Origin of the sequence: Goekera deserti (assembly GCF_010685995.1) — a bacterium.
Lineage (GTDB): Bacteria > Actinomycetota > Actinomycetes > Mycobacteriales > Geodermatophilaceae > Goekera > Goekera deserti.
Window position 1 is genome coordinate 564,955 of record NZ_JAAGWK010000009.1, and the last position, 26,034, is coordinate 590,988.

A 26,034-nucleotide genomic window follows, 5' to 3' on the forward strand; every position below is an offset into this window, starting at 1 on the left:
CCGCGCCTGCGCCGTTCACCCACCCGTGATCCCGCCGACACAGCCGGCCGGTAGACCTCGCGGCGATGGAGACCACCGCAGCCCGCAACAGCTGGGGCCTGTCCGGTCCGGCGGTCGACCTGCGCCGGCCCCCGCAGCCGGCCCGGCCGCTGCACGTGCCCGCCCTGCCCCAGCAGCTGACCCTCGACCTGGCCCGCACCGCACTGGTGGTCGTGGACCTGCAGAACGACTTCGGCTCCCCCGACGGCTGGCTGGCCTCGATCGGCGTCGACGTGTCGCCGGTGGCCGCACTCGTGCCGCGGGTCGCGGCCGCCACGGCCGCACTGCGCGCCCACGGCGTGCCGGTGGTCTGGCTCAACTGGGGCAACCGGCCCGACCGGGCCAACCTGCCGCCCGGCGTGCGGCACGTCTACGACCCGGACGGCGACTCCACCGGCATCGGCGACCCGCTGCCCAACGGCGCCCGGGTGCTGCAGGCGGGCAGCTGGGCCGCGGCGCCGCTCGACGGCCTGGCGCCGGAGCCGGGGGACGTGCGGGTGGACAAGTACCGGATGAGCGGCTTCGTGGACACGCCGCTGGACTCGGTGCTGCGCAACCTGCGGGTGGACACGCTGCTGTTCGCCGGGGTCAACGTCGACCAGTGCGTGCTGGCCACGCTCACCGAGGCCGCCGGGCTGGGTTACGACGTCGTCCTGGTGGAGGAGCTGTGCGCGACGACGTCCCCGTCGTTCTGCACCGAGGCGACGCTCTACAACGTGCGGCAGTGCTTCGGCTTCACCGTGCGCGACCCCGACCTGCGCGCGGCGCTGGCCGGCCCGGACCCTGTCGACGAGGAGACCCCGTGAGCAACGCCCCGACCACCCGCAGCGTGGACGACGTCCAGGCGCACCTCATCGGCACCAACGACACGGTGAAGCTGGCCGTGCTGGCCGGCCCCGCCGACGGCAGCCCGACGACGGTGGTGTTCGAGATCTGGGAGCCCGGTGGCGCGCAGCCGGACAACTCGCACGAGGACTCCGCGGAGACCTTCGTGGTGCTGGCCGGCACCGCGCGGGCGCACAGCGACGAGCACGTCGTCGACCTCGTGGCCGGTGACGTGATCGTGCTGCCGGAGGGCTCGGTGCACCACATCGTGAACAGCTCCCCCGACCAGCGGCTCTACACGCTCACCGTGATGGCCCGGGACGGCGGCTTCGCCGAGCTGATCGAGTCCGGCCCGCCGGCCGAGCTCGACGCGGCCGACCGCGCCGTACTGGGCCGGGTCACCCGGCCCGCCACTACTGGTAGGTGACCAGCTCCGGGGTGGGCAGCGCCTGCTCGATCGTCTGCGCCGGGGTGAGCATCGGCTCGTCCTCGTCGTAGAAGTTCTTCCAGCCCCAGTACAGCGGGGCCGGGGCGTCGGTGTGCAGCACCCGCCAGGTGTCCTGCTTGGCCGGCTGGCTGCCCTGCCCGTCGACGTGCACCATCAGCGCCAGCTCGTCCCGGGAGGTGTCCAGCCGTTCCCGGTCGGTGATCATCCGCACCTGGAACTGGTGCAGCACCAGCAGCTTCTGCGGCAGCGCCTTCTCCCGGGTCAGGTCGGCCAGCCAGGTGACCACCTGGTTGACCTCGTCGATGCCGACCCGGCCGATCTGCTGCAGCGGCAGCTCCCCGGGGCCGAGCCGCCACTCCGGGTCCAGCGCGAGACCGACGTGCGGCAGCTCCAGCAGCGGCTGGTACTGCCTCGCCTGGCCCAGGAAGTCCTCCCGGCCTGGCTGCAGGTCCAGCACCACGTACACGCCGGCCTCGCCCGCGGCGTCCACCCACGGCCGCAGCTGCTCGATGTCGAGCTCGGTGGAGTAGTCGCCGTCCGGGCCGGCACTGTCCGAGGCGACCGTGGCGATGATCTCGAACGTCGGGACGACGGGGGTCTCGACCAGCTCGTCGTAGGGCGCGGCGGTGTCCTTCGCGCGCTGGATGCTGGCGGGCAGGTCCTGCTCGCCCAGCACGCCGAGCGCGCCGGAGCCGGGCACGCCGTAGAGCGCGACCATCAGCCGGCCCGGGAACAGCGTCTGCCCGCCGCCGGGCAGCTGCGTGCCCGTCGCCGCGGTGGCCAGCTTCCAGTCGAAGCCGTCCTGGGCGCCGAAGTCCGCGCCCAGGGCCAGCACGGCGGCGGGCCGGTCGGTGCCCAGGGCCTCGACCACGTCCGCCGAGGCACGCGGGTCGGTCTGGCCACCGGTCGGCACCACGCGGGCGCCGGCGGCGCGGGCGGTGGCGGTGCCGGCCAGCGACTCGGCGCTGCCGCTGGCCAGCACCACGACGTCGGTCAGCGGGTCGGCACGCTGCACCCCGGGCAGCTCGCCGTCGGCCTCGGCGCCGTCGTCCGGTGCGGCGCCGTCCGGCCGCAGCCCGGCCGGGTCCGCGGGGTCCAGGGCGGCCACGGCGGCGACCCCGCCGTCCGGGGCGACCGGGTCGGCGTCGGCCAGGGTGAGGCCGGTGGCCTCCTCGACCGCGGCCGCGTCGGCCGGGACGGTGACCACGTCCCGGTCCTCCCCCGCGCCACCGTCAGCCAGCGCGCCGGCGGCGTCCGCACCGACCGCGAGCACCGCGGTGGCGCCCAGCCGGTCCAGCTCACCGACGACGACGCCGGCCGGGTCGTCCCCCGCTGCCGTCACCAGCAGCGGGACACCGAGACCCACGGCCGCCGAGGAGGCCATGAGCTGGGCGGCCGGGTCGTCGGCGGCGGCGACGACGGCCACCGGGGAGCTGTCGAACAGCGCGCGGCTGGTGGAGACCGCGGACGCGGCCGGGTCGGTGTCGGCGACCAGCGAGCTCGCGGCGTCGGGCGCGGAGGTGGTCACCACGCCCTCGGCGTCCTCCTGCGCGGTGCCCGGGGCGCCGTCGGAGCCGCCGGAGGTGCAGCCGGCGACGAGCAGCAGTCCGGCGAGCGCGGTGGGCAGGGCGGTGCGGGGGCGCATGGTCCTCTTCTCTCGGGGGCGGCCCTGTCGTCTCAGGGCCGGCGGTGCGCGGGCACGCGCGGCGGCGCCGGGGGACGGGCACCGCTGGGGCCGGGCACCGCTGGGGCCGGGCACGCGACGCGCGCCTGCCGGACACCGCTGGACTCCGACCGACCCTAACCGCCGCGGCGCCGTCGCGAGAGTCGAGCGCCGGGCCGGGCCTCAGCGCGCGGCGGGCCCAGGCCGGCCGGCAGTGCGGCGCAGGCCGGCGACCAGCTCGAACAGCCGGCCGTCGGCGACCCGGCCGTCCGGGCTCAGCCCGAGCAGCCCGCCGGGGTCCCGCTCCACCCAGCCGCGGGCCCGCAGGTCCTCCACCACCGGGCCCACGTCGACCGGCCCGCCGAACGGCGCCAGCACGTCGCGCAGGTCGAACGCGTCCATGCCGCCGAACGCCAGGGCGTGCAGCGTCTGCCAGTGCCGGCGGGTCAGGCCCTCGGCCGCCAGCGCAGCGTCCACCGCCGCCTCGATCCGCTGCTCGACCGCTCCCGGCGTGCCCGCAGGCCCCGCAGCGTCCGTCACGGCAGCCATCGTGGCACCCGCGGCCGGAACCCGATGGCGCGGTGTCGTGCCGAGCCGGTAGACACGCGACGTGACCGATCTCCAGGACCAGCTGCGCCCGATCACCGCCGAGGAGTGGCCCCGGTTCGACGGCGCCATGTACGCCACGTTCGGCGAGGTGCCCTCCGGCCCCTACCTGGAGACCCCGCCGCCCACCGCGGAGCTGGACCGCTCGCTGGCGCTGTTCGACGAGGACCGCGTGGTGGCCACCTCGGGCATCTACAGCCTGCAGATGACGGTGCCCGGCGCGGTGGTGCCCACCGCCGGCATCACCTGGATCACCGTCGCGCCCAGCCACCGCCGGCGGGGCGTGCTGCGCGCGCTCATGCGGCGCCAGCTGGACGCCGTGCACGAGGCCCAGCGGGAGCCGGTCGCGGCACTCTGGGCGGCGGAGGCCGGCATCTACGGTCGATTCGGCTACGCGGCCGCCACCTGGCGGGGCGCCTGGCGCGGCGACCCCACCCGGCTGCACCTGCGGCGCGACGTGGACACCGGCACCGGCCGGGTCCGGCTGGTCGAGGAGCAGGCCTACCGGGAGGCCGCGGTGCCGCTGTACGACCGGCTGCGCAGGGACGTGCCGGGCAACCTGGAGCGCGACGACCGCTGGTGGGACCGCCGGCTGCGCGACGACCCCGCCGACCGCGACGGCGCCACCGCGCGCCAGTACGTGCTGCACACCGAGACCGACGGCACCGTCACCGGGTACGCCGCCTACCGGCTCAAGGCGGTGTGGACCGAGGGCAACGAGCCCGACGGCGTGCTCACGGTCGAGGAGGTGCGGGCCGCCACGCCCGCGGCGTACGCCGCGCTGTGGCAGTACCTGCTCGGCCACGACCTGGTGCGCACCGTGCGGGCCCCGATGAGCAGCGACGACGACCCGCTGCGGCACCTGCTGGCCGACCCGCGGGCGCTGCACGCCCAGCCGGTCGACGCGCTGTGGGTGCGGCTGGTCGACGTCGACCGCGCGCTGGAGGCACGGCGCTACCCCACCCCGATCGACCTCGTGTTCGAGGTGCAGGACGACACCTGCGCCTGGAACACCGGGCGCTGGCGGCTCAGCGGGCACCCGGCCGGGGCCGTGTGCCGGGCGACCGACCGCGACCCCGACCTGGTGATCGGCATCGAGGCGCTGTCGGCGGCCTACCTGGGCGGGGTCTCGCTGGCCACGCTGCAGGCCGCCGGCCGGGTGCGCGAGGTCAGCCCGGGTGCGGTGACGCTGGCCTCGGCCGCCTTCCGCTGGCCGGTCACCCCCTGGTGCCCGGACATGTTCTGACCCGCGCCGGCACGGCCGCGGCTCAGTCGGACAGCAGGGCGGCCGACGCCCGGGCGTGCACGACAGCCTTGATGCTGCCCAGCGTCGCACCGGCCGTGCCGGTGTGCGGGGCCACCAGCGCCGTGGCGGAGGCGCGCAGCGCGTCGGCCTCGGCGACGGCGTCCACGATGCCCGCGGCCAGCGCCTCGGGCCCGCCGTACCGGTGGCCGGTGAACATCGCGGTGCGGGCGGTGCGCGGGTCGAACGCGCCTTGCAGCAGAGCGGCCATGCCGGGGGTGAACGGGATGCCGATGTGCACCTCGGGCAGGCAGATGAACCCGCGGTCGGTGCGCATGACCCGCTGGTCGTGCGCCACGGCCAGCATCGCGCCGGCGCCGAAGGCGTGGCCGTTGACCGCCGCGACCGTGGGCACCGGCAGGGTCAGCACCCGGGCCAGCAGCCGGTGCACCCGGGCCACGTAGCCGGCGTGGTCCTCGGGGTGGCCGAGCAGCCAGTCCAGGTCCAGCCCGTTGCTGAAGAACTTGCCCGTGCCGGTGGTCACCAGCGCCGCCGGACCGCCGGCCGCCTCCACCTGGTCCAGGTGGGCGCCGACCTCGTCCAGCCAGCCGTGGCCGAACCGGTTCTCGTCGTCGCCGAGGTCCAGGGTCCAGACGTCGTCCTGCCGGGTGAGCTGGGGCACGGGGAGGGCCTCTCGTGGGTCGGGTCGGTCGGGCCCGCTGAGTGTGCCCGCCCGCGTCAGCGGGGCACGCGGCCGTCCCACTCGGTGAGCGGCGCGGGGTGGTAGCGCCAGCCGGCGACCGGGTCCCGGCCCGGCAGCTCGCCGCGCCCGGTCGCCCAGCGCAGCGCCGCCCAGGGCCCGGCGACGGCGTCGGCAGGGTCGACCCAGGGGAACAGCCGGGTGAGCGTGGCGTCCACGACCGGGGCCGGTGGCGTCCACGCCAGGCCGAGCGCACCGGCCACGTCGTCGGTGTGCAGCAGCAGCTCGGCGCAGCCCAGAGCGGTGAACCCGGCGGGGTCGGGGCAGCCCCACTCGTGCCACCCCCGCTCGGCCGGCCCGGCGGTGGTGACGGTGCGGGCGAGCACCTCGGCCGCCGAGCCCAGGGCGGACAGCAGGTGGCCGACCGGCGCGCCCGTCCGGGTGCCGATCCGCACGGCATCCACCCGCACCGGCCCGGCCGCCAGGTCGAGGGCGTACGAGGCCAGGCAGGACGAAACGTGCCCGACGACGCCGGCCACGTCGGTGCCCATGGCCGGGACGGGCGCGGTGACGTCGGGCACCCGGGCCAGCACCTCCTGCGCGGCCGCGGCCACGGCCCGGAGGCCGTCCGGGGTCACCGCGGCTCGTCGGTGGTGGGCAGCCCTCCCGCCGGCCGGTGCCGGTCCCGCTCGTAGTCGCTGACCAGCCCGATCCGGCGCACGTGCCGCTCGTCCTGGCTGAACGGCGTGCCCAGGAACAGCAGCACCAGCTCGGTGGCCTCCTCGACGGTGTGCTGCCGGCCGCCGACCGCCACCACGTTGGCGTCGTTGTGCTGGCGGGCGAGCTCGGCGGTGTCCCGGTTCCAGGCCAGCGCGGCACGCACGCCGGGCACCTTGTTGGCCGCGATCTGCTCCCCGTTGCCGGAGCCGCCGATCACCACGCCCAGGCTGCCCGGCTCGGTGACGACGCGCTCGCCGACCGCGAAGCAGAACGGTGGGTAGTCGTCCTGGGCGTCGTAGGTGAAGGCGCCGCAGTCGACGGGATCGTGGCCGGCGTCGCTCAACACCTGGAGCAGGTGCGCCTTGAGCTCGAGGCCGGCGTGGTCGGTACCGAGGAAGACGCGCATGGGGGCATTCTGGCGCACGCCGGCCGGCGCCCGCCGCGGGGACGGCGGGCGCCGGGTCAGTTGCTGACCCGGGCCGCCAGCGGGAGCGGCAGCACGCGGAGCAGCCCGGCGATCGCGCGCCAGGGCCACTCGGGCACGTAGGCCCGCACCGGCTCCCGCTCGATGGCCGCGGTGAGCGCGGCGACCCCGGTGTCGAGGTCGGTGGTGAACGGCCCGCGCCGGCCCTCGTTGATGGCGGTGGCGATGTAGCCCGGGTGGATGGTGGTGACCCGGATGCCGCGGGTGGCCCGGGAGCTCAGCAGGTCGGCGCGGATGCCCTCGGCGAGCACCGCGTCGGCGGCCTTGGAGGTGGCGTAGGCGGTGCGGCTGCCCCGCATGCCCCGCACCCCGGCCACCGAGGACAGCACCACGAGGTGGCCGTGGCCCTGGGCACGGAACAGCGCGACCGCGGCCTCGCAGCAGGCGTGCGTGCCCAGCACGTTGGTGACCAGCACCTGGCGGTTGGCCGCGGCGTGCCCGGTGCCGACCGACCCGCCCTTGCCGAGCCCGGCGTTGGCGATGAACCGGTCGACCCCGCCCAGCTCGGCGACCACCCGCGGGACGACCTCGGCCACCGCCTCCGGGTCGTCGATGTCCAGGGCGGCGGTGACCACCGTGGCCCCGGGACGAGCGGCGAGCAGCTCGTCCCGGAGCTCGTCGAGGACCTCGCGGCGGCGGGCGAGCAGCGCGAGGTCACGGCCCTGGGCGGCGAAGGCGCGGGCCAGGCCCATCCCGAGGCCGGAGCTCGCCCCGGTGATCACGATCTTCTGACGGGGGGTCGGCATCGGCCCAGGATGCCTCACCGGCCCCACGGCCACCGGGCCCGCGGTGGCTCCGTCAGGAGCGGGCGGTGAGCTGCAGCGTGTCGGCGGGCACCGAGTCCATGTCCGGGCCGGTGCTGCGGGTGCGCTTGAGCTCCCAGAAGTCCGGCAGGTTCGCCAGCAGCACCGCGCCGTCGAAGGCCCTGCCGGCGTCCTCACCGGTGGGCACCTTGCTGATCACCGGGCCGAAGAAGGCCACGCCGTCGATGTGCATCACCGGGGTGCCGACGTCGTCGCCGACCGGGTCCATGCCGGCGTGGTGGCTCTTCTCCAGCGCCTCGTCGTACGCGGTGGAGGTGGCGGCCTCGGCCAGCGACGCCGGCAGGCCGACCCGCTCGAGCGCGGGGGCGACCAGCTCGTCCAGCTCGACGCCCTCGTGGTGCCGCAGGGTGCCCATGGCGGTGTAGAGGTCGCCGAGCACGCCGGCCCCGTGCTGCTGTTCGGCGGCGATCGCCACCCGCACCGGGCCGATCGCCTTGCTCATCATCTCCTGGTACTCCGGCGGCAGGTCCCGGCCGCGGTTGAGCACCGCGAGGCTCATGACGTGCCAGTGCAGGTCGATGTCGCGCACCTTCGCCGCCTCCAGCACCCAGCGGCTGGTCAGCCAGGCCCAGGGGCACAGCGGGTCGAACCAGAAGTCGACGCGGGCCTGCACGGGGGCGCTCTGCACTGCTTCGGTCATCTCGGTCTGCTCCTCGGTCCAGGAGACCGCCGGGCGCGGTCCGCTCGCAGCGAGCAAGTCACACCGGTGGCGCGGCATTCCCGCGCGCACCGGCACCCGGCGGCGTCGGTGGGACGTGGGAAGCTCGCAGCGTGGCCGTACCCAACCTGACCCGCGACGAAGCCGCCGCCCGCGCCCAGCTGCTGGCGGTGCACAGCTACGACCTGCAGCTGGACGTCACCGACGGCGCCGGCCGTGCCGGGGTGGACACCTTCCGCTCGACCACCACGGTCCAGTTCCAGGCCCGCACCCCCGGCGCCGACACGTTCATCGACCTGGTCGCCGACCGCGTGCTCTCGGCGACCCTCAACGGGCGCGAGCTGGACGTCGGCACCTACACCGAGGAGCACGGGCTGCCGCTGCCCGGGCTCGCCGACCTCAACGAGCTGGTGGTCACCGCCGACTGCCGGTACTCCCGCACCGGCGAGGGCCTGCACCGCTTCCACGACCCGGAGGACGACCAGGTCTACCTGTACTCCCACTTCGAGCCGGCCGAGGCCAAGCGGATGTTCGCCTGCTTCGACCAGCCCGACCTCAAGGCGGTGTTCACCGTGCACGTCACGGCGCCGTTCGACTGGCAGGTGGTCAGCAACACCGGGGGGCGCACCATCGAGGCCGGCACCGCCGGTGCGCAGCTGGTGCACTTCGAGCCGACCAAGCGCATCTCCACCTACCTGGTCGCGCTGGTCGCCGGGCCCTACGCCAAGGTCACCGACCTGCACGACGGCATCCCGCTGGGCATCTACTGCCGGGCGAGCCTGGCCCAGCACCTGGACCCGGAGGAGATCTTCGCCGTCACCAAGCAGGGCTTCGACTTCTACCACCGGGTCTTCGAGTACCCGTACCCGTTCGACAAGTACGACCAGCTCTTCGTCCCCGAGTTCAACGCCGGGGCGATGGAGAACGCCGGGGCGGTCACCTTCCTGGAGGACTACGTCTTCCGGTCACGCAGCAGCCGCGCGCGCTACGAGCGCCGGGCCGAGACGATCCTGCACGAGCTGGCGCACATGTGGTTCGGCGACCTCGTCACCATGCGCTGGTGGGACGACCTGTGGCTCAACGAGTCCTTCGCCACCTACATCAGCACGCTGTGCCAGGCCGAGGCCACCGAGTACACGACCGCCTGGACGACGTTCGCGAACACCGAGAAGAGCTGGGCCTACGCCCAGGACCAGCTGCCCTCCACCCACCCGATCGCCGCCGACATGGTCGACGTCGCGGCGGTCGAGGTGAACTTCGACGGGATCACCTACGCCAAGGGCGCCTCGGTGCTCAAGCAGCTGGTGGCCTACGTGGGCCGCGAGGAGTTCCTGGCCGGGGTGCGGCGCTACTTCCGCAAGCACGAGTACGGCAACACCACGCTCGCCGACCTGCTCGGCCCGCTGTCGGAGTCCACCGGCCGCGACCTGTCCGAGTGGTCGGCGCAGTGGTTGCAGACCAGCCAGGTCAACACCCTGCGCCCGGTGTCCACCCTCGACGACGACGGCCGCTACCGCTCGTTCGCCATCGAGCAGACCGCGGTGCCCGCGCACCCGGTGCTGCGGGCGCACCGGCTGGCCGTCGGGCTCTACACCTCCGGGCCGGACGGGCTGACCCGCACGCACCGGGTCGAGCTGGACGTCTCCGGTGAGCGCACCGAGGTGCCCGAGCTCGCCGGCCACCCGGCCGCCGACCTGGTGCTGGTCAACGACGACGACCTGACCTACGCCAAGCTGCGCCTGGACGAGCGGTCACTGGCCACGCTGCGGGCCCGGATCGGGGAGATCCCGGACTCGCTGCCGCGCGCGCTGTGCTGGTCGGCGGCCTGGGACATGACCCGGGACGGCGAGCTGCCCGCCCGCGACTGGGTGCAGCTGGTGCTGGCCGGCATCGACGCCGAGTCCGAGGTCAGCGTGGTGCAGTCGCTGCTGGCCCGGGTGCAGTCGGCGCTGTCGTCCTACGCCGACCCGGCGTGGGCCCCGACCGGCTGGACGATGCTGGCCGACAAGGCGCTGGCGGCGCTGCGGGCGGCCGAGCCGGGCACCGACACCCAGTTGCAGTGGTCGCGCACCTTCGCCGGTGCCGCCCGCACCGCCGAGCACGCCGACGTGCTGCGCGGCCTGCTGGACGGCAGCACCGAGCTGCCCGGGCTGACCGTCGACGCCGACGCCCGCTGGGCGTTCCTGCAGGGCCTGGTCGCCATCGGCGAGGCCGGGGACGCCGAGATCGACGCCGAGGCCGCCCGGGACGCGACCGCCACCGGCGTGCGGCGCACGGCGACGAGCCGGGCGCTGCGGCCGACCGCGGAGTCCAAGGCCGACACGTGGCAGCGGGCCTTCCACGACGAGTCGATCGCCAACTCCACGCACGAGGCGATGGTCGCCGGGTTCTGGCACCCCGCGCAGCGGGAGCTCACCGCGTCCTACGTCGACCGGTTCTTCGCCGACGTACGGCCACTGTGGGACCGCCGCCCGGGGGAGATCGCGAAGAACGCAGTGCAGTACCTGTTCCCACCGGTCGTCGACCCGCACACCGTCGACGCGGCGGACGCGTGGCTGGCCGACCCCAGCCACCCGGCGCCGCTGCGCCGGCTGGTCAGCGAGGGCCGGGACGGCATCCTGCGCTCGCTGTTCGCCCGCCGCCGGGACGCCGCCGCCGGCTGAACAGCCCTGACGCGACGGAGGCCCCGTCCCCCTGGTGGGGACGGGGCCTCCGTCGGCCGGCGCTGACCGGCCTGCCCCCTCGCAGGGTCCCGCCCCGAGCCTGCGAGGGGTGGGGGCGAGAGGGGTGGGGGCGAGGGGGCCGGTCCTCAGTGCCGGGCGGGGCTGGGCCGGCCGGCCTGGTCGGAGAGCTGGCGCAGGCCGTTGACGATCGCGCCCACCAGGTCGCCGGAGGACAGCGAGTTCGTCATCGACAGCACCGCGAGGGCGCAGGCGCGGTCGGGCAGCCGGCGCGCGGCGTGCGTGCCGGTGACCACCTCGAGCACCCGCTGCCCGGGGGACACGGCCACGAGCACCGCCTCGGTGGTGTCGCCGCGGGAGCGGGCGTGCAGGTCCTCCGCCGTCGCCCGGGTGTCCGCCCCGAGCTGGCCGATGAACAGGGTGAAGCGCAGCCCGGTCTCCCGCGAGGCCATGGTCAGCGCCTCGTCGAGGCGGGCCAGGTCCTTGAGGCTGAACGGGCCGGACGTCGCGTCGTCGAAGATCGAGTTGGCGGTGTGCTCGGTCGAGGTGTGACCGTCGGCACCGACCTGGTTCAGGGACATCGGGTCGCTCCTGTCGGACGTGCGGTGGTGGGGCGGGCGGGGCTGCGGACCGGTGCGGTGTTCACCAGGTGCCGCGCGCGCCGCCGGCCGCGGTGCGGCGCGGCAGGGTGCCGGTCCCGCCGGCGCCGATCGCGGTCGCGCCACCGGTGGAGCGGCTGCCCGGGGCCGAGGACCCGCCGCTGCTCAGCGCGGTGGAGCCGTGCTCGCCGTGCGGGGTCTCCCCGATGGCCAGCGCGGAGGCCAGCGCGCCGGGCTGCACGTGCTCTCCGCCGCCGTGCAGCGTCCCGCCCTGGTGGGCCGAGTCGCCGTGGCCGGTGATCAGCTCACCGGCGTGGCCGGAGCCGCCGTGCGCACCGGGCTCGGGGTGCGGCTCGTACCAGACGTCCTCGTACTCCCAGGGCGTGCCGGGCTTGTAGCGCGGGGGCCGCCCGGAGCTCCGCGCGACGGTCAGCAGCGTCACCACCAGGATGAGCGCCAGGGGGATGCCCGCATAGATGATCAACGTCTCTGCCACGCTCACCCGCGCAACATACCGAGAGCGGCTGTGTGACGCCGGACGTGTCGCCGCACGTCTGCGGCGAGTCGGGTCACGCCGGGGCGGTCACCACATCGCCGGGTGCCGGTGGGCCCAGGGACGCGAGGCCTCGAGCTCTGCGGCGAGCCCGATCAGGGTCGCCTCGTCGGCCGGCCGACCCACCAGCATGGTGCCGATCGGCAGGCCGTCGCCGGCCCAGGACAGCGGCACGCTCACCGCCGGCTGCCCGGTCACGTTGTAGATCGCGGGGAACGCGGCGTAGCGCTTCTGCCGCTCGAAGTCCGCGGCGCCGTCGCCGTCGCCGTCGAACCAGCCCAGCGGACGGGGCGTCATCGTGCAGATCGGCGCGAGCAGCACGTCCCAGCCCTGGGTGGCCTGCAGGAAGCGGCGGGCGAACACCCGCAGCGACCACATCGCCTCCATGGCCTGCTGCGCGGACAGGGCCAGACCGCGCTCGCGCAGGTACCGGGTGAGCGGGCGCAGCCGGGCCTCCTGGCCGGGCCGCACCGGCAGCGTGGTGCCCGACAGCGACCACACGGTCTCGAAGGCGCCGAGCACGGCGGGCGTCAGCGGGGCGGCGGGCAGGTCCTCCACCTCGTGCCCCAGGTCGGCCAGCAGCGCCGAGGCGTCCTCGAAGGCGGCGAGCACCTCCGGGTCCAGCTCGGCCCCGGGCATCCCGGAGTCCCGGTACCGGCCGATCCGCAGCCGGCGCACCGGGGCGTCGGCGTACCCCAGGAAGGTCTCCCCCGCGGGCAGCGGCGGCGCCCACGACGGGTCGCCGACGACGGGGCCGGCCATGGCGTCGAGCATCGCGGCCGCGTCACGCACGGTCCGGGCGATCGGCCCGAGCACGCCCAGGCCGGTGACCTCCCCGCCCAGCGGCGCGCTGCTGACCCGGCCGCGGCTGGGCTTGATCCCGAACAGGCCGTTGATGCCGGCCGGGATGCGGATGGACCCGCCGCCGTCCGAGCCCTGCGCGAAGGGCAGCATCCCGGCGGCCACCGCCACCGCCGCGCCGCCGCTGGACCCACCGGCCAGCCGGGAGGGGTCCCACGGGCAGCGGGCCGGGCCGGCGACGTCGTTGTCGGTGTAGCAGGGGAAGCCGAACTCCGGGGTGTTCGTCTTGCCCAGGCTGATGGTGCCGGCGTCGGCCAGGGCGGTGACCACGTGGTCATCGACGTCCGGCACGTGGTCGGCCATCACCGCCGACCCGAACGTGGTGCGCACCCCGGCGGTGAGGTTGAGGTCCTTGATCCCGGTCGGGACGCCGAGCAGCGGCGGCAGCGCTCCCCCGGCGAGCACCCGGCGCTCGGCCTCGCGGGCCGCGGCGAGCGCCCGCTCCGGCGTCACCGTCATGAAGGCGCCGAGGCCGGAGTCCAGCGCGTCGATCCGGGCCAGGTGGTGCTCGACCAGCTCGGTCGGGCTCGCCGTCCCGTCCCGGACGGCGGCGGCCTGCTCCAGGGCGGTGAGGTGGTGCAGCTGCGTACCGGTGGCGGTCACGGGCTCGGACGCTATCGGCCGCCCAGCAGCCCCCACCACCCGCCGGGGGAGGATGCCGGCGTGCACACCACCAGCGCCGTCCCGACCCGCGCCGCGGCCGCCGCCCTGGACGACGCCGACCCGCTGGCCTGCTTCCGGGCCCGGTTCACCGGCACCGACGACGAGGGCCCGGACCGGGTGCTCTACCTGGACGGCAACTCACTGGGCCGGATGCCGCGGGACACGCCCGCCGCACTCGCCCGGGTCGCCGAGCAGGAGTGGGCGCAGGGCCTGGTCGGCTCCTGGTCGGGCTGGGTGGAGCACGCCACCCGGATCGGCGACGCGCTGGCTGCCGGGGTGCTCGGCGCGCGGCCCGGCGAGGTGATGATCAGCGACACCACATCGGTCGACCTGTACAAGCTGCTGGTGGCTGCCGCTGATGCGCGCCCCGGGCGGGACGTGCTGGTCTGCTGCGCCGACGACTTCCCGACCGACCGGTACGTGGTCGCCGGGGTCGCCGCGCAGCGCGGCATGCAGGTGCGCGAGGTGCCGGCGCACATCGACGAGGGCCTGGACACCGGCGTGCTCTCCGCGGCGCTGGACGAGCGGGTGGCGGTGCTGGTGCTGTCCCAGGTGGCCTACCGCTCGGGCGCGCTGGTCGACGTCGCCGCCGTCACCGCGCTGGCCCGGGAGGCCGGTGCGCTGGTGGTCTGGGACCTCTCGCACGCCGCGGGCGCGGTGGTCGCCGACCTCGGCGCGTCCGGGGCCGACCTCGCCGTCGGCTGCACCTACAAGCACCTCAACGGCGGCCCGGGCGCGCCGGCGTTCCTGTACGTGCGCCGGGAGCTGCAGGAGCAGCTGCGCCAGCCGATCTGGGGGTGGTTCGGTGCCGCCGACCAGTTCGAGATGGGGCCGGTCTACGACCCGGCGCCGGGCATCGAGCGGTTCGCCGTCGGCACGCCGCCGGTGCTGGCCATGGCGGCCGTCGAGGTCGGCGTGGCACTGGTCGCCGAGGCCGGCATCGAGCGGGTGCAGGCGAAGGGCCGGGCACTCACCGACCTGCTGGTCGCCCTCGCCGACGCCTGGCTGGCCGAGCACGGCGTCGCCCTCGCCTCACCGCGGGACGCCACCCGGCGCGGTGCGCACGTGAGCCTCGCCCACCCGCACGCCTGGCAGCTGACCCAGGCGCTGATCGCGCGCGGCGTCGTCCCGGACTTCCGGACGCCGGACCGGCTGCGACTGGGCCCGGCGCCGCTCTACACCCGGTTCGTCGACGTCTGGGACGCGATGGAGCGGCTGCGCGACGTGCTCGCCACCGGCGCGCACGAGTCCTTCCCCGCGGAGCGCACCCGCGTCACGTGAGCAGTGGGATCAGGCGGGCACCACGATCGGCCGCTGGACGTCGAGCGACCAGCCTCGGGTGAGCGCCCCGTCGCCCGAGCCGGTCAGGGTGCCGAGGGTGAGCTGGGCGGTCGCCGCGCGGCTGGCGTCGACGCGCAGCGAGTGCAGGCAGGGTTCGCCGCTGCCGCAGACCTTGCCGCCGTAGGTGTCCCGGGTCAGGGCACCGACGCCGGTGAAGGTCAGCGACGCCGTCACGGTGACCGGCGCCCCCACCGGCTGCCCCGGCAGGTACGCGGCACCGAGGGGCAACGCGACCCCGGTCACCGAGGCGGACTGCAGCTGCCGGTCGACGCGCACCTGGTCACCGGTGAGCTCGAGCGAGCCGGTGACGAGGGGGCACCAGGCGCTGCCGCAGGCTCCGGTGGTGACGACGTACAGGAACCCCCGCCATGGGTCGCGCACGCCCGCGCGGTACCGGCTGAGCGACACCTGCGCGGTACGCCCGTCGGACAGCGCGACGCTGGCGTAGCCGTAGTAGCTGGTGTACGTGTCGGCCGACGGCGGCGGCTGCGGGGCCGCCGAGGCGCTCCCGGGCACGAGCACCACGCCCACGGCGAGCAGGACGGCGAGGGACAGGCGGCGCAGCATCGGTTCTCCTGGGGCGGGCGCGGACACCCGGTGGACCCGGGGCGGCGGCAGCACACCACACGGGCCCACCTGCCGACCACCGGCGGCGCCCCGCCCGTCCCGCCCGCCCCACCCGCCCGTCGGGCACGGGTGCGCCGGGCCGCCGCCCGGCCCTCCTGCCGGGGCCGCCGCGAGCCCCCGGACAGGCAGGTCCGTCAGGCGCTGACCGAGTCCGGCATGCCGAGCCAGGTGCGCCAGCGGGGGTCGACGGTGCGGTGGCCGAGCAGCCGCCAGGCGGCGCCGCTGGGCGCACCGGGTGGCTGGTCGAGCACCCAGCCCAGCTCGGCCAGCGAGCGGTCGGCCTTGGTGTGGTTGCACCGCCGGCACGCGGCGACCACGTTGTCCCAGGTGTGCGTGCCGCCCCGGCTGCGCGGCACCACGTGGTCGATGCTGGTGGCCGAGCTGCCGCAGTACACGCAGGTCTGGCCGTCGCGGGTGAACACCGCCCGGCGCGACAGCGGCACCGACACCGGGTAGGGCACCCGCACGTAGCGGGTCAGCCGCACCACCACCGGCACCGCCATGGCCAGCGTCTCGGCGTGCACCACGTCGTCGGTGACGTCGACCGGCTCGGCCTTCGCGGCCAGCACCAGCACGATCGCCCGGCGGCTGGACACCACGCCCAGCGGCTCGTAGGTGGCGTTCAGCACGAGGGCCGCCGCGGTGGTGGCGGCCGCCTGCGCAGGCGTGCGGGGACCGGCGTGCGGGTCGTGCCGCGAGCCGGACGGGCCCGGCGCAGACGACGACCCGAGTGCGGTGAGCGGCACGGGACACCTCCGAGTGCCCCGGGCCTCCGGGGTGCTGCAGACCCGCGGGCGCCCCCATTCTGACCTGTCGCGGCGCCGGTTCGCTCGTGTGTTCGCCCACCTGCACCCGACGGCCGCGCGGCGGCGGCGGATACGGTCGGGCGATGCCGTACCCCGAGGCCCCCCGGACCGACGTCGTCGACCACCTGCACGGCCACGCGGTGGCCGACCCCTACCGCTGGCTGGAGGACGCCGCGGACCCGCGCACCGTCGCCTGGGCCCAGGCCCAGGACGAGCTCGCCGCCGAGCTGCTGGGCGGGCTGCCCGCCCGGCCCGCCCTGGCGCAGCGGCTGGCCGAGCTGGTGCAGGCCGGGGCGGTCGGGCTGCCGGTGTGGCGGGGCGGGCGGGCCTTCTCCACCCGCCGCGACCCAGGCCAGGAGCACGCCGTGCTGCGGGTGACCGAGCCCGACGGGACCGTGCGCGTGCTGGTCGACCCGATGCAGCTGGACCCGGCCGGCACCACCACCCTGGACGCCTGGTCCCCCTCCACCGAGGGCGACCGGCTGGCCTACCAGGTGTCGGTGGGCGGGGACGAGGAGTCCGCGCTGTACGTGCTGGACGTCGCCACCGGCGAGCTGCTGGACGGCCCGGTCGACCGCTGCCGCTACTCCCCCGTCGCGTGGCTGCCGGGCGGGGAGGAGCTGTTCTACGTCCGCCGACTGGCCCCGGACCTGGTGCCGGACGGCGAGGAGCAATTCCACCGCCGGGTGTGGCGGCACCGGGTGGGCGCCGACCCGGCCACCGACGTGCTCGTGCACGGCGAGGGCAGCGACCCGGCCAGCTACTTCGGCGCCCGCACCAGCAGTGACGGCCGCTGGCTGGTGGTCTCCCGCTCCGTCGGCACCGCCCCCCGCGACGACGTCTGGGTCGCCGACCTCGCCGGGGACGGCACGCTGCGCGAGCTGCAGGTCGGCGTGGACGCGCAGACCTCGGCGTGGGTGGCCCGGGACGGCCGGCTGTGGCTGCTCACCGACCGGGACGCCCCGCGCTGGCGGCTGGCCGTCGCCGACCCGACCGACCCGGCGACGTGGGCACCGGCCGCCTGGCGGGACGTCGTGCCGCAGTCGGCCGACGGGGTGCTGTCCGACGTCGCCCTGGTGGACGCACCGGACGGGCGGCTGCAGGTGCTGGCCGTGCACTCGGTCGACGCCACCGACCGGCTGTCGGTGTGGGACGGCGACGGCGGCGGCGAGCTGCACGCGGTGCCGGCGCTGCCGCCGGGCAGCGTGTCCGGGGTGGTGTCCCGGCCCACCGGTGGCACCGGGGCCTGGGTCGGGTTCACCGACTACGCCACCCCGCCGTCCGTGCTGGCCTGGGACGCCGGCGACCCGGCGGCGCTGACCACCTGGGAGCAGGCGCCGGTCGCCGGCGACGTGCCCGAGCTGACCGTGACCGAGACCCACGCGACCTCGGCCGACGGCACCCCGGTGCACCTGTTCGTGCTGTCCGGGGCGGGCCGGGCCGACGAGCCCCGGCCGACGGTGCTCTACGGCTACGGCGGCTTCAACGTGTCGCTGACCCCCGGGTACTCGGCCACGGCGCTGGCCTGGGTGGCCGCGGGCGGGGTGTGGGCGGTGGCGAACCTGCGCGGCGGCTCCGAGCACGGGGAGCAGTGGCACCGCGCCGGCATGCGCGAGCGCAAGCAGAACGTGTTCGACGACTTCGCCGCCGCCGGGGAGCACCTGGTGGCCCAGGGCTGGACGACGCACCGGCAGCTGGCGGTGATGGGCGGGTCGAACGGCGGGCTGCTGGTCGGCGCGACGCTGACCCAGCGCCCGGACCTGGCCGCGGCCGTGGTCTGCAGCGCGCCCCTGCTGGACATGGTGCGCTACGAGCTGTTCGGCCTGGGGCGCACCTGGAACGACGAGTACGGCACCGCGGCCGACCCCGAGGAGCTGGGCTGGCTGCTGGGCTACTCGCCCTACCACCACGTCACCGAGGGCACGGCGTACCCGGCGGTGCTGTTCACGACCTTCGAGTCCGACACCCGGGTCGACCCGCTGCACGCCCGCAAGCTCGCCGCCGCGCTGCAGCACGCCACCGCGGGGCCGGCCCCGGTCGTGCTGCGCCGGGAGGTCGCGGTGGGGCACGGCGCCCGCGCGGTGAGCCGGACCGTCGGGCTGTCGGCCGACCAGCTGGCGTTCCTCGCCGAGCACACCGGCCTGCGGGTGGCACAGCCCGGCTGAGAGCGCGCCGCTGCGAGCAGCGGTTCCCGGGGTCGGTGGCGCGGGGTGCTGGACCCACCTGTAAGACTGCCCGTGATGAACGGATCGCTCTCGGTGATCGCTGCCGCGACGGACACGCTCTCCACCGTGCCGTCCTGCGTCGCCACCGACGCCACCTCGCTCTGCGCCCGCGTCTACCAGCTGTTCGGCAGCGCGTGGCTCGCCGCCAACGCCGAGACGCTGATCGCCGTCCCGGCCCGGATCGTGCTGATCGTCGTGGTGACGGTCGTCGTCCGGCTGCTGGTGCACCGGGCCATCCACCGGCTCACCGACCAGACCGCCAGCGGCCAGGTGCCGACCATCCTGCGCGCCCGCCGGGGCCGCTCCCCGGAGGCGCAGCAGGAGGTGGCCGAGCAGGCCAGCGCCCGGCGCACCCAGCGGGCCGAGGCGATCGGCTCGCTGCTGCGCAGCACGGCGTCCTTCCTGCTGCTCGGGATCGCCGTGGTGCTGGTGCTCGGCGAGCTGGGCATCGACCTGGCGCCCATCGTGGCCAGCGCCGGGGTGATCGGCGTGGCGCTGGGCTTCGGCGCGCAGAACCTGGTCAAGGACTTCATCGCCGGGATCGCCATGATCCTGGAGGACCAGTACGGCATCGGTGACGTGGTCGACCTCGGGGAGGCGGTCGGGACGGTGGAGGGCGTGGGGCTGCGGATCACCCGGCTGCGCGACGTCAACGGCGTGGTCTGGTACGCCCGCAACGGCGAGATCCTCCGGGTGGGCAACAAGAGCCAGGGCTACGCGCAGGTGGTCATCGACATGCCGGTGGCCCACGACACCGACCTCGACCGCTGCCGCACGGTCATGCAGGAGGTGGCCGACGGGCTCGCCGCCGACGACGCCTGGGGTGCGCTGCTGCTGGCCGCGCCGGAGTCCCTGGGCGTGGAGACGATCACCCCGCAGGGCATCAGCATGCGGCTGGTCGTGCGCACCACCAACGCCGACCAGTGGCGGATCGCCCGCGAGCTGCGGATGCGGCTCACCGAGCGGTTCGCCGTCGAGGGCATCCGGACCCCGCCGGCCCTGATGGGCGCCGCCCCGGCCGCCGGGAGCGCCCCGTGACGCACCGGCCGCCGACGCGCGAGCGGCGCACCACCTACGGCGAGGTCTTCGCCGTCGCGGAGTTCCGGACGCTGTTCGGCTCGGTGCTCACCAGCTCCCTGGGCGACGAGCTGGCCCGGCTGGCCCTGACCCTGCTGGTCTACGCACGCACCGACTCGGCACTGCTGGCCGCGGTCACCTTCGGGGTGAGCTACCTGCCGTGGGTGCTGGGCGGGCCGGTGCTGTCCTCGCTGGCCGACCGGCTGCCGCGGCACCGGGTGATGATCACCAGCGACGTGGCCCGCGCCGTGCTGGTGGCGGTGATGGCCGTGCCGGGCGTGCCGCTGCCGGTCCTGATCGGGTTGATGCTGCTGGCCTCGCTGTGCGCGCCACCGTTCGAGTCGGCGCGCTCGGCGCTGAGCGCCGTCGTGCTCGAGGGCGACCGGTACGCTGTCGGCACGTCGGTCCAGGGGGTCACCCTGCAACTGGTCCAGGTGGTCGGCTTCCTGCTCAGCGGCGTGCTGGTGCACGCCTACGGGGCCTCGGCGGCGCTGTTGGTGGCCGCCGGCGCCTACGCCGCCTCGGCCGCGCTGGTCAGCCGCGGCCTGGTCCGCCGCCCGGCCCCGGCGCCCGAGAGCGGGGACGCCGGTTCGGTGTGGTCGGACACCGCGGCCGGGCTGGCCTTCGTCGCCCGGGCGCCGCGCCTGCTGGCGATCGTGGGCGTGCTGTGGCTGGGCTGCCTGTTCCTGGACGCGCCGACCGGCCTCGCCTCGGGCCTGTCCGACGAGTTCGGCGGCGGCTCGCGGACCGCCTCGGTGCTGGTGGCCGCCTCCTCCGCCGGCACCGTCGTCGGCGGCGTGCTGGTCGGTCGCTTCTGCTCCGCGCGCCGGCGGGAGGCGCTGCTGGTGCCGCTGGTCCTGCTGTCGCTGACCAGCGTGCTGCTCGCCGGACTGGCCCCGCGGGTGCTGCCCGACGGCCGACCCACCGTGGTGGCCGTCACGGCGCTGTTCGTGCTGGCCGGCATCGGCGGCTCGTGGACCATCCCGCTCAACGTGGCGTTCGTGCAGGCGGTGCCGGACGAGTTCCGCGGTCGCGCCTTCGGGGTGGCGGTGGCCGGGCTCAGCGGCAGCCAGGGGCTGGGCATCGTGCTCGCCGGCCTGGCGGCGGAGGCCGCCCTGCCCAGCACCGTCGTGGCCGGCTGCGGTGCGCTCGGGCTGCTGGCGGTGCTCGCCCCGCTCGTGGCGCTGGTGCGGACCCGCCCCCGCGCGGGCGCCGAGCCCGCTGCTACGGGACCATCGGGGGCATGACCGAGTCGAGCAGCGCCCCCGCCTCGGGCACCCCGGCAGCCACGTTCTACGACGAGGTCGGCGGCGCGGAGACCTTCCGCCGGCTGGTCGCCCACTTCTACGCCTCGGTTCGGCAGGACCCGGTGCTGGAGCCGCTGTACCCGCCGGACGAGTGGGAGGCCGCCGAGGAGAGGCTGCGCGGTTTCCTCGTGCAGTACTGGGGCGGGCCGCGCACCTACTCCGAGCAGCGCGGGCACCCCCGGCTGCGGATGCGGCACGCCCCGTTCGCCATCGGCCCGGCCGAGCGGGATGCGTGGCTGGCCAACATGCGCGCGGCCGTGGACTCCCTGCAGCTGACCCCGGCCCAGGACCGCACGCTGTGGGACTACCTGCGGATGGCCGCGCACAGCATGCAGAACCGCTGACGACGCCCGTCCTGGGTCGGTGCAGTGGCTGTAGCCACACCCGGACGGGTGGCGTGCAGTGGCTGCAGCGCCGTCCGGGGACCGTGCAGCCCGGGCACAGCCGGCGCTCCGGTACCTTCCCGCGGACGACGCCGAGCACCACCCAGCCCGAGGAGACGCCGCCGTGACGACCAAGGACCTGGCCCACGTCGCCCTGTTCGCCGCGATCACCGCCGTGCTGGGGCTGCTGCCGGGCATCACCGTCGGACCCGTGCCGATCACCGCCCAGACCCTCGGCGTGATGCTCGCCGGCAGCGTGCTCGGCGCCCGGCGCGGTGCCCTGGCGATGCTGGTGTTCCTCGCCGTCGTCGCCGTCGGCGCGCCCGTGCTGGCCAGCGGCAGCGGCGGGCTCGGCGTGTTCGTCGGGCCGACCGCCGGCTACCTGTACTCCTGGCCGGTCGGCGCCTTCGTGGTCGGCCTGATCACCCAGGCCACCTGGACGCGGTACAACCTGGCCTGGGCGCTGGTGGCCAACGTCGTCGGCGGCATCCTCGTGGTCTACGCGATCGGCATCCCGTTCGTCCCGGTCTACGCCGAGGGCGTCTCGCTCACCGCCTCCTTCACCGGCTCGTTCGCCTTCCTGCCGGGCGACGCGCTCAAGGCGGTCATCGCCTCGGTGGTCGCCGTCCAGGTGCGCCGGGCGTACCCGGTGATCGAGACCCCCGGGCGGGTGTCGTCGGCGCGGTGAGGCTGCGCCGCCGGACCACCCCGGCCGCGGCACCGGACGGCCCCGTCACGACCGGGGCCGTCGAGCTGCGGGGGGTGGCACACGCCTACGGCGACCGGCAGGTGCTCCGCGGGCTGGACCTGACCCTCACCGAGGCGAAGATCGGCGTGATCGGCGCCAACGGGTCGGGCAAGAGCACCTTCGCCCGGCTGCTCAACGGCCTGGCCCTGCCCACGGCCGGTGAGGTGCTGGTCGACGGGCTGAGCACCGCCACCCAGCTGCGGGCGGTGCGCCGCCGGGTCGGCTTCGTCTTCCAGGACCCGGACGCCCAGATCGTGCACCCCACGGTCGCCGAGGACGTCGAGTTCGGCCTGCAGAACCTGGGCGTCGCTGCCGGCGAGCGCGCCGAGCGGGTCACCGAGGTGCTGGGACGCTACGGCCTGGCCGGGCACCGCGACCACCCGGCGCACCTGCTCTCCGGCGGGCAGAAGCAGCTGCTGGCCATCGCCGGCGTGCTGGTCATGCGCCCGGCGCGGGTGGTGTTCGACGAGCCCACGACGCTGCTGGACCTGGCCAACAAGCGGCGCGTGGCCCGGGTGATCGCCGAACTGGACCAGCACGTCGTGGTGGTCACCCACGACCTGGAGCTGCTCGCCGGGTTCGACCGGGTGCTGGTCTTCGACGGGGGCACCGTCGTCGCCGACGCTCCGCCCGACGACGCGGTCGCCGCCTACCTCGACCTCATGTCGGGGCGCTGAGGTGATCGGGCTCTACCACCCCGTGTCGAGTCCGGTGCACCGCGCCCGGGCCGGCCTGAAACTGGCTGCGCTGGCCGCGCTGAGCGTGCTGCTGTTCGCCGTGCCGACCTGGCCCGTCGGCATCGGCGCACTCGCCGGCGTGCTGGTCACCGGCCTGGGCGCCGCCCGGCTGCCGGCCCGGCTGCTGTGGCGGCAGGTGCGCCCCGTGCTGCCCGTGCTGGTGCTGCTGCTGGCCTACTACGCACTCGTCAGCGACGTGGCCACCGGTGGGGTGGTGCTGCTGCGGCTGCTCAGCCTGGTCACCGCCGCGGCGGTGGTCACCGCCACCACCCGGGTGGGCGAGCTGGTGGCCGTGGTCGAGTGGCTGTGCGCGCCGCTGCGGGTGCTCGGCGTGCGCCCCGAGCGGGTGGGTCTGGTCATCGCCATGACGCTGCGCTTCGTCCCGGTGATCGCCGAGCGTGCCGCGCGCATCCGCGAGGCCCAGGCCGCCCGGGGCGGCTCGGCGCGCGGCATCCGGGCGTGGGCGACGACGACGGTGCCCCTGCTGGTGCAGGTGCTGCAGCTGGCGCACACGCTCAGCGAGGCACTGGACGCCCGCGGCGCCGACGACCCGGCGCGCCGCCCCCGGGCGGGTGCGCGGTGAGCGGGGTGCTGCAGCAGATCTGGCTGACCCCGGTGGCCGCGGCGCCGATGCGGCGGGTGCCGGCTGCCGACGCGGTGGCCGGTCTGGGCCTGGCCGGTGACCGGTACGCCCTCGGCGGCGGCACCTGGGCCGGCTACCCGGACCTGGAGAAGCAGCTGACCCTGATCGACGCGGACGCCGTCGCCGAGGCGGCCGCGGAGGCCGGCGTGCCGCTCGGCCCCGGGGACACCCGCCGCAACCTGGTCACCGGCGGCATCGACCTGCCGGACCTCGTGGGCCGGTGGTTCACCGTCGGTGACGTGCTGCTCTTCGGCATGAAGCGCTGCCCGCCGTGCGCGCACCTGGAACGGCTCACCGGCGCGCGCCTGGTGCGCCCGATGCTGCGCCGCGGTGGCGTCAACGCCGCCGTCTTCGCCGGTGGCCGGCTCGTCGAGGGCGCGCCGGTCGCCGTCGTCGACGACGCGGCGGCGGCCCGGCGCGGCGCACCCGTCGGCGCTGCCCGGCCGGTGCCCCGCATCGTCGCCCTCGACTGAGACACCTGTCGGCAGCCTCCCGCACGAGCCAGGAGAGACGGGTGGGAGCCCCGGGACAGGAGTGGCGACATCTGTGGTGAAAGTCCAGATCGCCTGGTGGGTCTTCACAGGTATTTGGTAGTTGGGTTCCTAGCTGCCCCTATGTTGTGCCCAACACAGCCGCTGCTCACCTCACATCCGCAGGGCCTGCTCGTCTCCCTGGTGATCCCTTCACCGGCTGTGATCCCGCAACACGTCGGTGCCTGCTCCACTCGGGGCCAAGGAAGGAAGACAGATGTCCAGCAACGACCACACGAGGCGTCCGCCACGTCAGCGCGGCGCCGCGCTGATCGCCGCCGGAGGCGTCTTCGCCGCCTCGGCGTTCATCGGCCTCATCCCGACCATGGCCAGCGCGTCCAGCCACCGCGAGGCGCCGCTCACCGCCGCCGACCCGGCGATCGACAACACCGACCTCTACGCCTTCGTCGACCCGACCGACCCCACCAAGGTCAACCTGATCGGCAACTGGACCCCCTTCGAGGAGCCCAACGGCGGGCCGAACTTCTACCCGTGGGCCGCCGGTGCCGCCTACGACTTCAACATCGACAACGACGGCGACGCCAAGGCCGACGTCGTCTACCGCATGGTGTTCTCCACCCAGGACGCCCGCGGCACCAACACGTTCCTCTACAACAACGGCCCGGTCACCTCGCTCACCGACGAGAACCTGCTGTTCCGCCAGACCTACGACCTGACCGTCAGCACCGAGGGCGGCCCGTTCGCCATGGTCCTGGACAACGCCCCGGTCGCGCCGTCCTTCACCGGCAAGGCCGGCATGCCGGACTACGAGGCGCTGCGCAAGCAGGCGATCACCCCGCTGCCCGGCGGTGGCCAGGTCGTGGCCGCGCAGGCCGACGACTCGTTCTTCCTCGACCTGCGGGTCTTCGACCTGCTCTACGGCGGCGACCTCTCCGAGGTCGGGCAGGACACCCTGGCCGGCTACAACACCAACACCATCGCCCTGCAGGTGCCCACCGCCGCGGTGGCCATGAACGGCAACGCGACCAAGAACCCGGTCTTCGGCGTGTGGAGCACCACCTCGCGCCCGTCGATCTCCACCCGCAACGCCGACGGCACCATCACCGCCAGCGGCCCGCTGCAGCAGGTCTCGCGCCTGGGCCAGCCCCTGGTCAACGAGGTGGTCGTCCCGACCGGCCTCAAGGACACCTTCAACGCCATCCCGCCGACCGTCGACGCCACCGTGCCCGCCGTCGTCGACCGCGTCCTGAAGCCCGAGCTGCCCGCGCTGATCGAGGGCATCTACAAGGTCAAGGCGCCGGCCACCCCGCGCAACGACATCGCCCAGGTCTTCCTCACCGGCATCACCACCAAGATCCCGGCGCTGGCCCCCGGTGGCACCGCCCCGCTGCCGATCGACCTGAACTCGCAGGCGATGAACGGTGACTTCGTCGCCGGCACCTTCCAGCCGTCGGAGATGCTGCGCCTCAACACGAGCATCCCGCCGACCCCGGCCGACAAGCAGAGCCGCCTCGGCGTCGTGGGCGGTGACCTGCAGGGCTTCCCGAACGGTCGCCGTCTGGGTGACGACGTCCTGGACATCTCGGTCCTGGCGCTCGAGGGCGTCTACAACGTGACCGACTTCCCGAAGAACATCCCCGCGGACCGCGTCGCGGCGGGCGTGGCCGCCCTGGCGGCCGGTGACAAGGTGGACAAGAACGACAACGCCTTCTCCAACGTCTTCCCCTACGTCTCGCTCCCGAACCGGGGCGCCGTGAACGGTGGCGGCGGTACCGGTGGCGGCGGGCTCTCCCCCGTCCCGCCGGCCGGCGCTGCCGTCGCACCGAAGCCGTCCGCTGCCCCGACCAAGGGCGCCGCGACCAAGCCCGGTGCGTACCCGACCGGCGGTGTCGACACCGGCGCCGGTGGCTGGGACAACGCCCTGATGCCGGCTCTCACCGGTGGGATGGCCGTGCTGCTCCTCGGCGCCGGCGCCGGGTCGCTGATCCGCAACCGCGCACTGCGCACCAGCACCACCACGCCCGAGGCCTGACCTCGAGCACCGGTGCGTGGGATGCGGGGCCCGGGTCCCGCATCCCACGC

General features: G+C 75.3%; 26 protein-coding genes. 14 read left to right on the forward strand and 12 right to left on the reverse strand.

From position 1 onward, the window contains the following. Window positions 1–65: 65 nt before the first annotated feature. Window positions 66–845, forward strand: a complete 780-nt coding sequence (locus tag G1H19_RS07055; RefSeq protein WP_152728323.1) for a cysteine hydrolase family protein — start codon at window positions 66–68, stop codon at window positions 843–845. After that, complete coding sequence (locus G1H19_RS07060) at window positions 842–1,291, forward strand: cupin domain-containing protein (RefSeq protein WP_162392660.1); 450 nt, start codon at window positions 842–844, stop codon at window positions 1,289–1,291. The genes G1H19_RS07055 and G1H19_RS07060 overlap by 4 nt, the downstream gene beginning before the upstream one ends. On the opposite strand, the gene G1H19_RS07065 is transcribed toward G1H19_RS07060, so the two are convergent. Together G1H19_RS07065 and G1H19_RS07070 are read right to left on the reverse strand one after the other, a co-directional pair. Then, on the reverse strand, window positions 1,278–2,957 hold the full coding sequence (locus G1H19_RS07065; protein ID WP_152728322.1) for a hypothetical protein: 1,680 nt from the start codon (window positions 2,955–2,957) through the stop codon (window positions 1,278–1,280). The genes G1H19_RS07060 and G1H19_RS07065 overlap by 14 nt on opposite strands. Window positions 2,958–3,158: 201 nt before the next feature. Next, entirely contained in the window at window positions 3,159–3,515 is a 357-nt protein-coding gene (locus tag G1H19_RS07070) for a MarR family transcriptional regulator (RefSeq protein ID WP_152728320.1), read from the reverse strand. Window positions 3,516–3,585: 70 nt separating this feature from the next. Here G1H19_RS07070 and G1H19_RS07075 point away from each other — a divergent pair, with 70 nt between their 5' ends. After that, the gene (locus G1H19_RS07075) at window positions 3,586–4,827 is read left to right on the forward strand and encodes a GNAT family N-acetyltransferase (protein WP_162392661.1); all 1,242 of its coding nucleotides are present in this window, start codon (window positions 3,586–3,588) and stop codon (window positions 4,825–4,827) included. Between the two features lie 22 nt (window positions 4,828–4,849). Here G1H19_RS07075 and G1H19_RS07080 read toward each other — a convergent pair whose 3' ends face one another. From G1H19_RS07080 to G1H19_RS07100, 5 genes are read right to left on the reverse strand one after another with little or no spacing between them, the layout of a single operon-like run. Next, on the reverse strand, window positions 4,850–5,506 hold the full coding sequence (locus G1H19_RS07080; RefSeq protein WP_162392662.1) for an enoyl-CoA hydratase/isomerase family protein: 657 nt from the start codon (window positions 5,504–5,506) through the stop codon (window positions 4,850–4,852). A 56-nt stretch (window positions 5,507–5,562) separates the two neighbouring features. Beyond that, window positions 5,563–6,162, reverse strand: coding sequence for a hypothetical protein (locus G1H19_RS07085; protein WP_162392663.1), 600 nt, complete (start codon window positions 6,160–6,162; stop codon window positions 5,563–5,565). Continuing rightward, window positions 6,159–6,650 carry a ribose-5-phosphate isomerase gene (locus tag G1H19_RS07090; protein ID WP_152728318.1) on the reverse strand — a complete coding sequence of 164 codons (492 nt, stop codon included), beginning with the start codon at window positions 6,648–6,650 and terminating at the stop codon, window positions 6,159–6,161. The genes G1H19_RS07085 and G1H19_RS07090 overlap by 4 nt, the downstream gene beginning before the upstream one ends. Window positions 6,651–6,706: 56 nt before the next feature. Next, complete coding sequence (locus tag G1H19_RS07095; RefSeq protein ID WP_152728316.1) at window positions 6,707–7,474, reverse strand: SDR family oxidoreductase; 768 nt, start codon at window positions 7,472–7,474, stop codon at window positions 6,707–6,709. Window positions 7,475–7,526: 52 nt separating this feature from the next. Next, window positions 7,527–8,192 carry a mycothiol-dependent nitroreductase Rv2466c family protein gene (locus G1H19_RS07100; RefSeq protein WP_152728314.1) on the reverse strand — a complete coding sequence of 222 codons (666 nt, stop codon included), beginning with the start codon at window positions 8,190–8,192 and terminating at the stop codon, window positions 7,527–7,529. A gap of 131 nt (window positions 8,193–8,323) precedes the next feature. Between G1H19_RS07100 and pepN the strand changes: the two genes are divergently transcribed. Next, a complete protein-coding gene (gene pepN / locus G1H19_RS07105) occupies window positions 8,324–10,873 on the forward strand; it encodes an aminopeptidase N (protein ID WP_162392664.1) in 2,550 nt (849 codons plus the stop codon). Between the two features lie 146 nt (window positions 10,874–11,019). Here pepN and G1H19_RS07110 read toward each other — a convergent pair whose 3' ends face one another. The 3 genes from G1H19_RS07110 to G1H19_RS07120 form a co-directional block, all read right to left on the reverse strand. Continuing rightward, window positions 11,020–11,472 (reverse strand): DUF5130 family protein, encoded by a 453-nt coding sequence (locus G1H19_RS07110; RefSeq protein WP_152728312.1) that lies wholly within the window; start codon window positions 11,470–11,472, stop codon window positions 11,020–11,022. A gap of 61 nt (window positions 11,473–11,533) precedes the next feature. Beyond that, entirely contained in the window at window positions 11,534–11,992 is a 459-nt protein-coding gene (locus G1H19_RS07115; RefSeq protein ID WP_152728310.1) for a hypothetical protein, read from the reverse strand. Between the two features lie 81 nt (window positions 11,993–12,073). Continuing rightward, window positions 12,074–13,507, reverse strand: coding sequence for an amidase (locus tag G1H19_RS07120; protein WP_162392665.1), 1,434 nt, complete (start codon window positions 13,505–13,507; stop codon window positions 12,074–12,076). A 60-nt stretch (window positions 13,508–13,567) separates the two neighbouring features. Here G1H19_RS07120 and kynU point away from each other — a divergent pair, with 60 nt between their 5' ends. After that, complete coding sequence (gene kynU, locus G1H19_RS07125; protein WP_162392666.1) at window positions 13,568–14,848, forward strand: kynureninase; 1,281 nt, start codon at window positions 13,568–13,570, stop codon at window positions 14,846–14,848. Window positions 14,849–14,857: 9 nt separating this feature from the next. On the opposite strand, the gene G1H19_RS07130 is transcribed toward kynU, so the two are convergent. Continuing rightward, window positions 14,858–15,475 carry a hypothetical protein gene (locus G1H19_RS07130; protein ID WP_152728308.1) on the reverse strand — a complete coding sequence of 206 codons (618 nt, stop codon included), beginning with the start codon at window positions 15,473–15,475 and terminating at the stop codon, window positions 14,858–14,860. A 194-nt stretch (window positions 15,476–15,669) separates the two neighbouring features. Further along, window positions 15,670–16,281: an HNH endonuclease gene (locus tag G1H19_RS07135; protein WP_174278024.1), complete on the reverse strand. Its 612-nt coding sequence runs from the start codon at window positions 16,279–16,281 to the stop codon at window positions 15,670–15,672. Between the two features lie 143 nt (window positions 16,282–16,424). On the opposite strand from G1H19_RS07135, the gene G1H19_RS07140 reads away from it, so the two are divergent. From G1H19_RS07140 to G1H19_RS07180, 9 genes are all read left to right on the forward strand, one after another. Next, a complete protein-coding gene (locus G1H19_RS07140; RefSeq protein ID WP_152728306.1) occupies window positions 16,425–18,506 on the forward strand; it encodes a prolyl oligopeptidase family serine peptidase in 2,082 nt (693 codons plus the stop codon). Window positions 18,507–18,581: 75 nt separating this feature from the next. Further along, the gene (locus G1H19_RS07145) at window positions 18,582–19,604 is read left to right on the forward strand and encodes a mechanosensitive ion channel family protein (protein WP_152728304.1); all 1,023 of its coding nucleotides are present in this window, start codon (window positions 18,582–18,584) and stop codon (window positions 19,602–19,604) included. Beyond that, complete coding sequence (locus G1H19_RS07150) at window positions 19,601–20,890, forward strand: MFS transporter (RefSeq protein WP_162392667.1); 1,290 nt, start codon at window positions 19,601–19,603, stop codon at window positions 20,888–20,890. Before G1H19_RS07145 ends, G1H19_RS07150 begins: the two co-directional genes overlap by 4 nt. Further along, window positions 20,887–21,294 carry a globin gene (locus G1H19_RS07155; protein WP_152728302.1) on the forward strand — a complete coding sequence of 136 codons (408 nt, stop codon included), beginning with the start codon at window positions 20,887–20,889 and terminating at the stop codon, window positions 21,292–21,294. Before G1H19_RS07150 ends, G1H19_RS07155 begins: the two co-directional genes overlap by 4 nt. Before the next feature lie 163 nt (window positions 21,295–21,457). Then, complete coding sequence (locus G1H19_RS07160; protein ID WP_162392668.1) at window positions 21,458–22,021, forward strand: biotin transporter BioY; 564 nt, start codon at window positions 21,458–21,460, stop codon at window positions 22,019–22,021. Then, window positions 22,018–22,758, forward strand: coding sequence for an energy-coupling factor ABC transporter ATP-binding protein (locus tag G1H19_RS07165; RefSeq protein WP_235928034.1), 741 nt, complete (start codon window positions 22,018–22,020; stop codon window positions 22,756–22,758). The genes G1H19_RS07160 and G1H19_RS07165 overlap by 4 nt, the downstream gene beginning before the upstream one ends. Before the next feature lie 22 nt (window positions 22,759–22,780). Beyond that, a complete protein-coding gene (locus tag G1H19_RS07170) occupies window positions 22,781–23,401 on the forward strand; it encodes an energy-coupling factor transporter transmembrane component T (RefSeq protein ID WP_235928035.1) in 621 nt (206 codons plus the stop codon). Next, window positions 23,398–23,934, forward strand: a complete 537-nt coding sequence (locus G1H19_RS07175; protein ID WP_174278025.1) for an MOSC domain-containing protein — start codon at window positions 23,398–23,400, stop codon at window positions 23,932–23,934. The genes G1H19_RS07170 and G1H19_RS07175 overlap by 4 nt, the downstream gene beginning before the upstream one ends. A 274-nt stretch (window positions 23,935–24,208) precedes the next feature. Continuing rightward, window positions 24,209–25,984, forward strand: coding sequence for a DUF4331 domain-containing protein (locus G1H19_RS07180; RefSeq protein ID WP_152728300.1), 1,776 nt, complete (start codon window positions 24,209–24,211; stop codon window positions 25,982–25,984). Window positions 25,985–26,034 lie beyond the last annotated feature (50 nt).

Bases quoted from the DNA above. Each gene is read 5' to 3' on its own strand.
- G1H19_RS07055 (WP_152728323.1), top strand. From the start codon at position 66: ATGGAGACCACCGCAGCCCGCAACAGCTGGGGCCTGTCCGGTCCGGCG.
- G1H19_RS07065 (WP_152728322.1), bottom strand. From the start codon at position 2,957: ATGCGCCCCCGCACCGCCCTGCCCACCGCGCTCGCCGGACTGCTGCTC.
- G1H19_RS07090 (WP_152728318.1), bottom strand. From the start codon at position 6,650: ATGCGCGTCTTCCTCGGTACCGACCACGCCGGCCTCGAGCTCAAGGCG.
- G1H19_RS07095 (WP_152728316.1), bottom strand. From the start codon at position 7,474: ATGCCGACCCCCCGTCAGAAGATCGTGATCACCGGGGCGAGCTCCGGC.
- G1H19_RS07100 (WP_152728314.1), bottom strand. From the start codon at position 8,192: ATGACCGAAGCAGTGCAGAGCGCCCCCGTGCAGGCCCGCGTCGACTTC.
- G1H19_RS07110 (WP_152728312.1), bottom strand. From the start codon at position 11,472: ATGTCCCTGAACCAGGTCGGTGCCGACGGTCACACCTCGACCGAGCAC.
- G1H19_RS07130 (WP_152728308.1), bottom strand. From the start codon at position 15,475: ATGCTGCGCCGCCTGTCCCTCGCCGTCCTGCTCGCCGTGGGCGTGGTG.
- G1H19_RS07140 (WP_152728306.1), top strand. From the start codon at position 16,425: ATGCCGTACCCCGAGGCCCCCCGGACCGACGTCGTCGACCACCTGCAC.
- G1H19_RS07145 (WP_152728304.1), top strand. From the start codon at position 18,582: ATGAACGGATCGCTCTCGGTGATCGCTGCCGCGACGGACACGCTCTCC.
- G1H19_RS07155 (WP_152728302.1), top strand. From the start codon at position 20,887: ATGACCGAGTCGAGCAGCGCCCCCGCCTCGGGCACCCCGGCAGCCACG.
- G1H19_RS07180 (WP_152728300.1), top strand. From the start codon at position 24,209: ATGTCCAGCAACGACCACACGAGGCGTCCGCCACGTCAGCGCGGCGCC.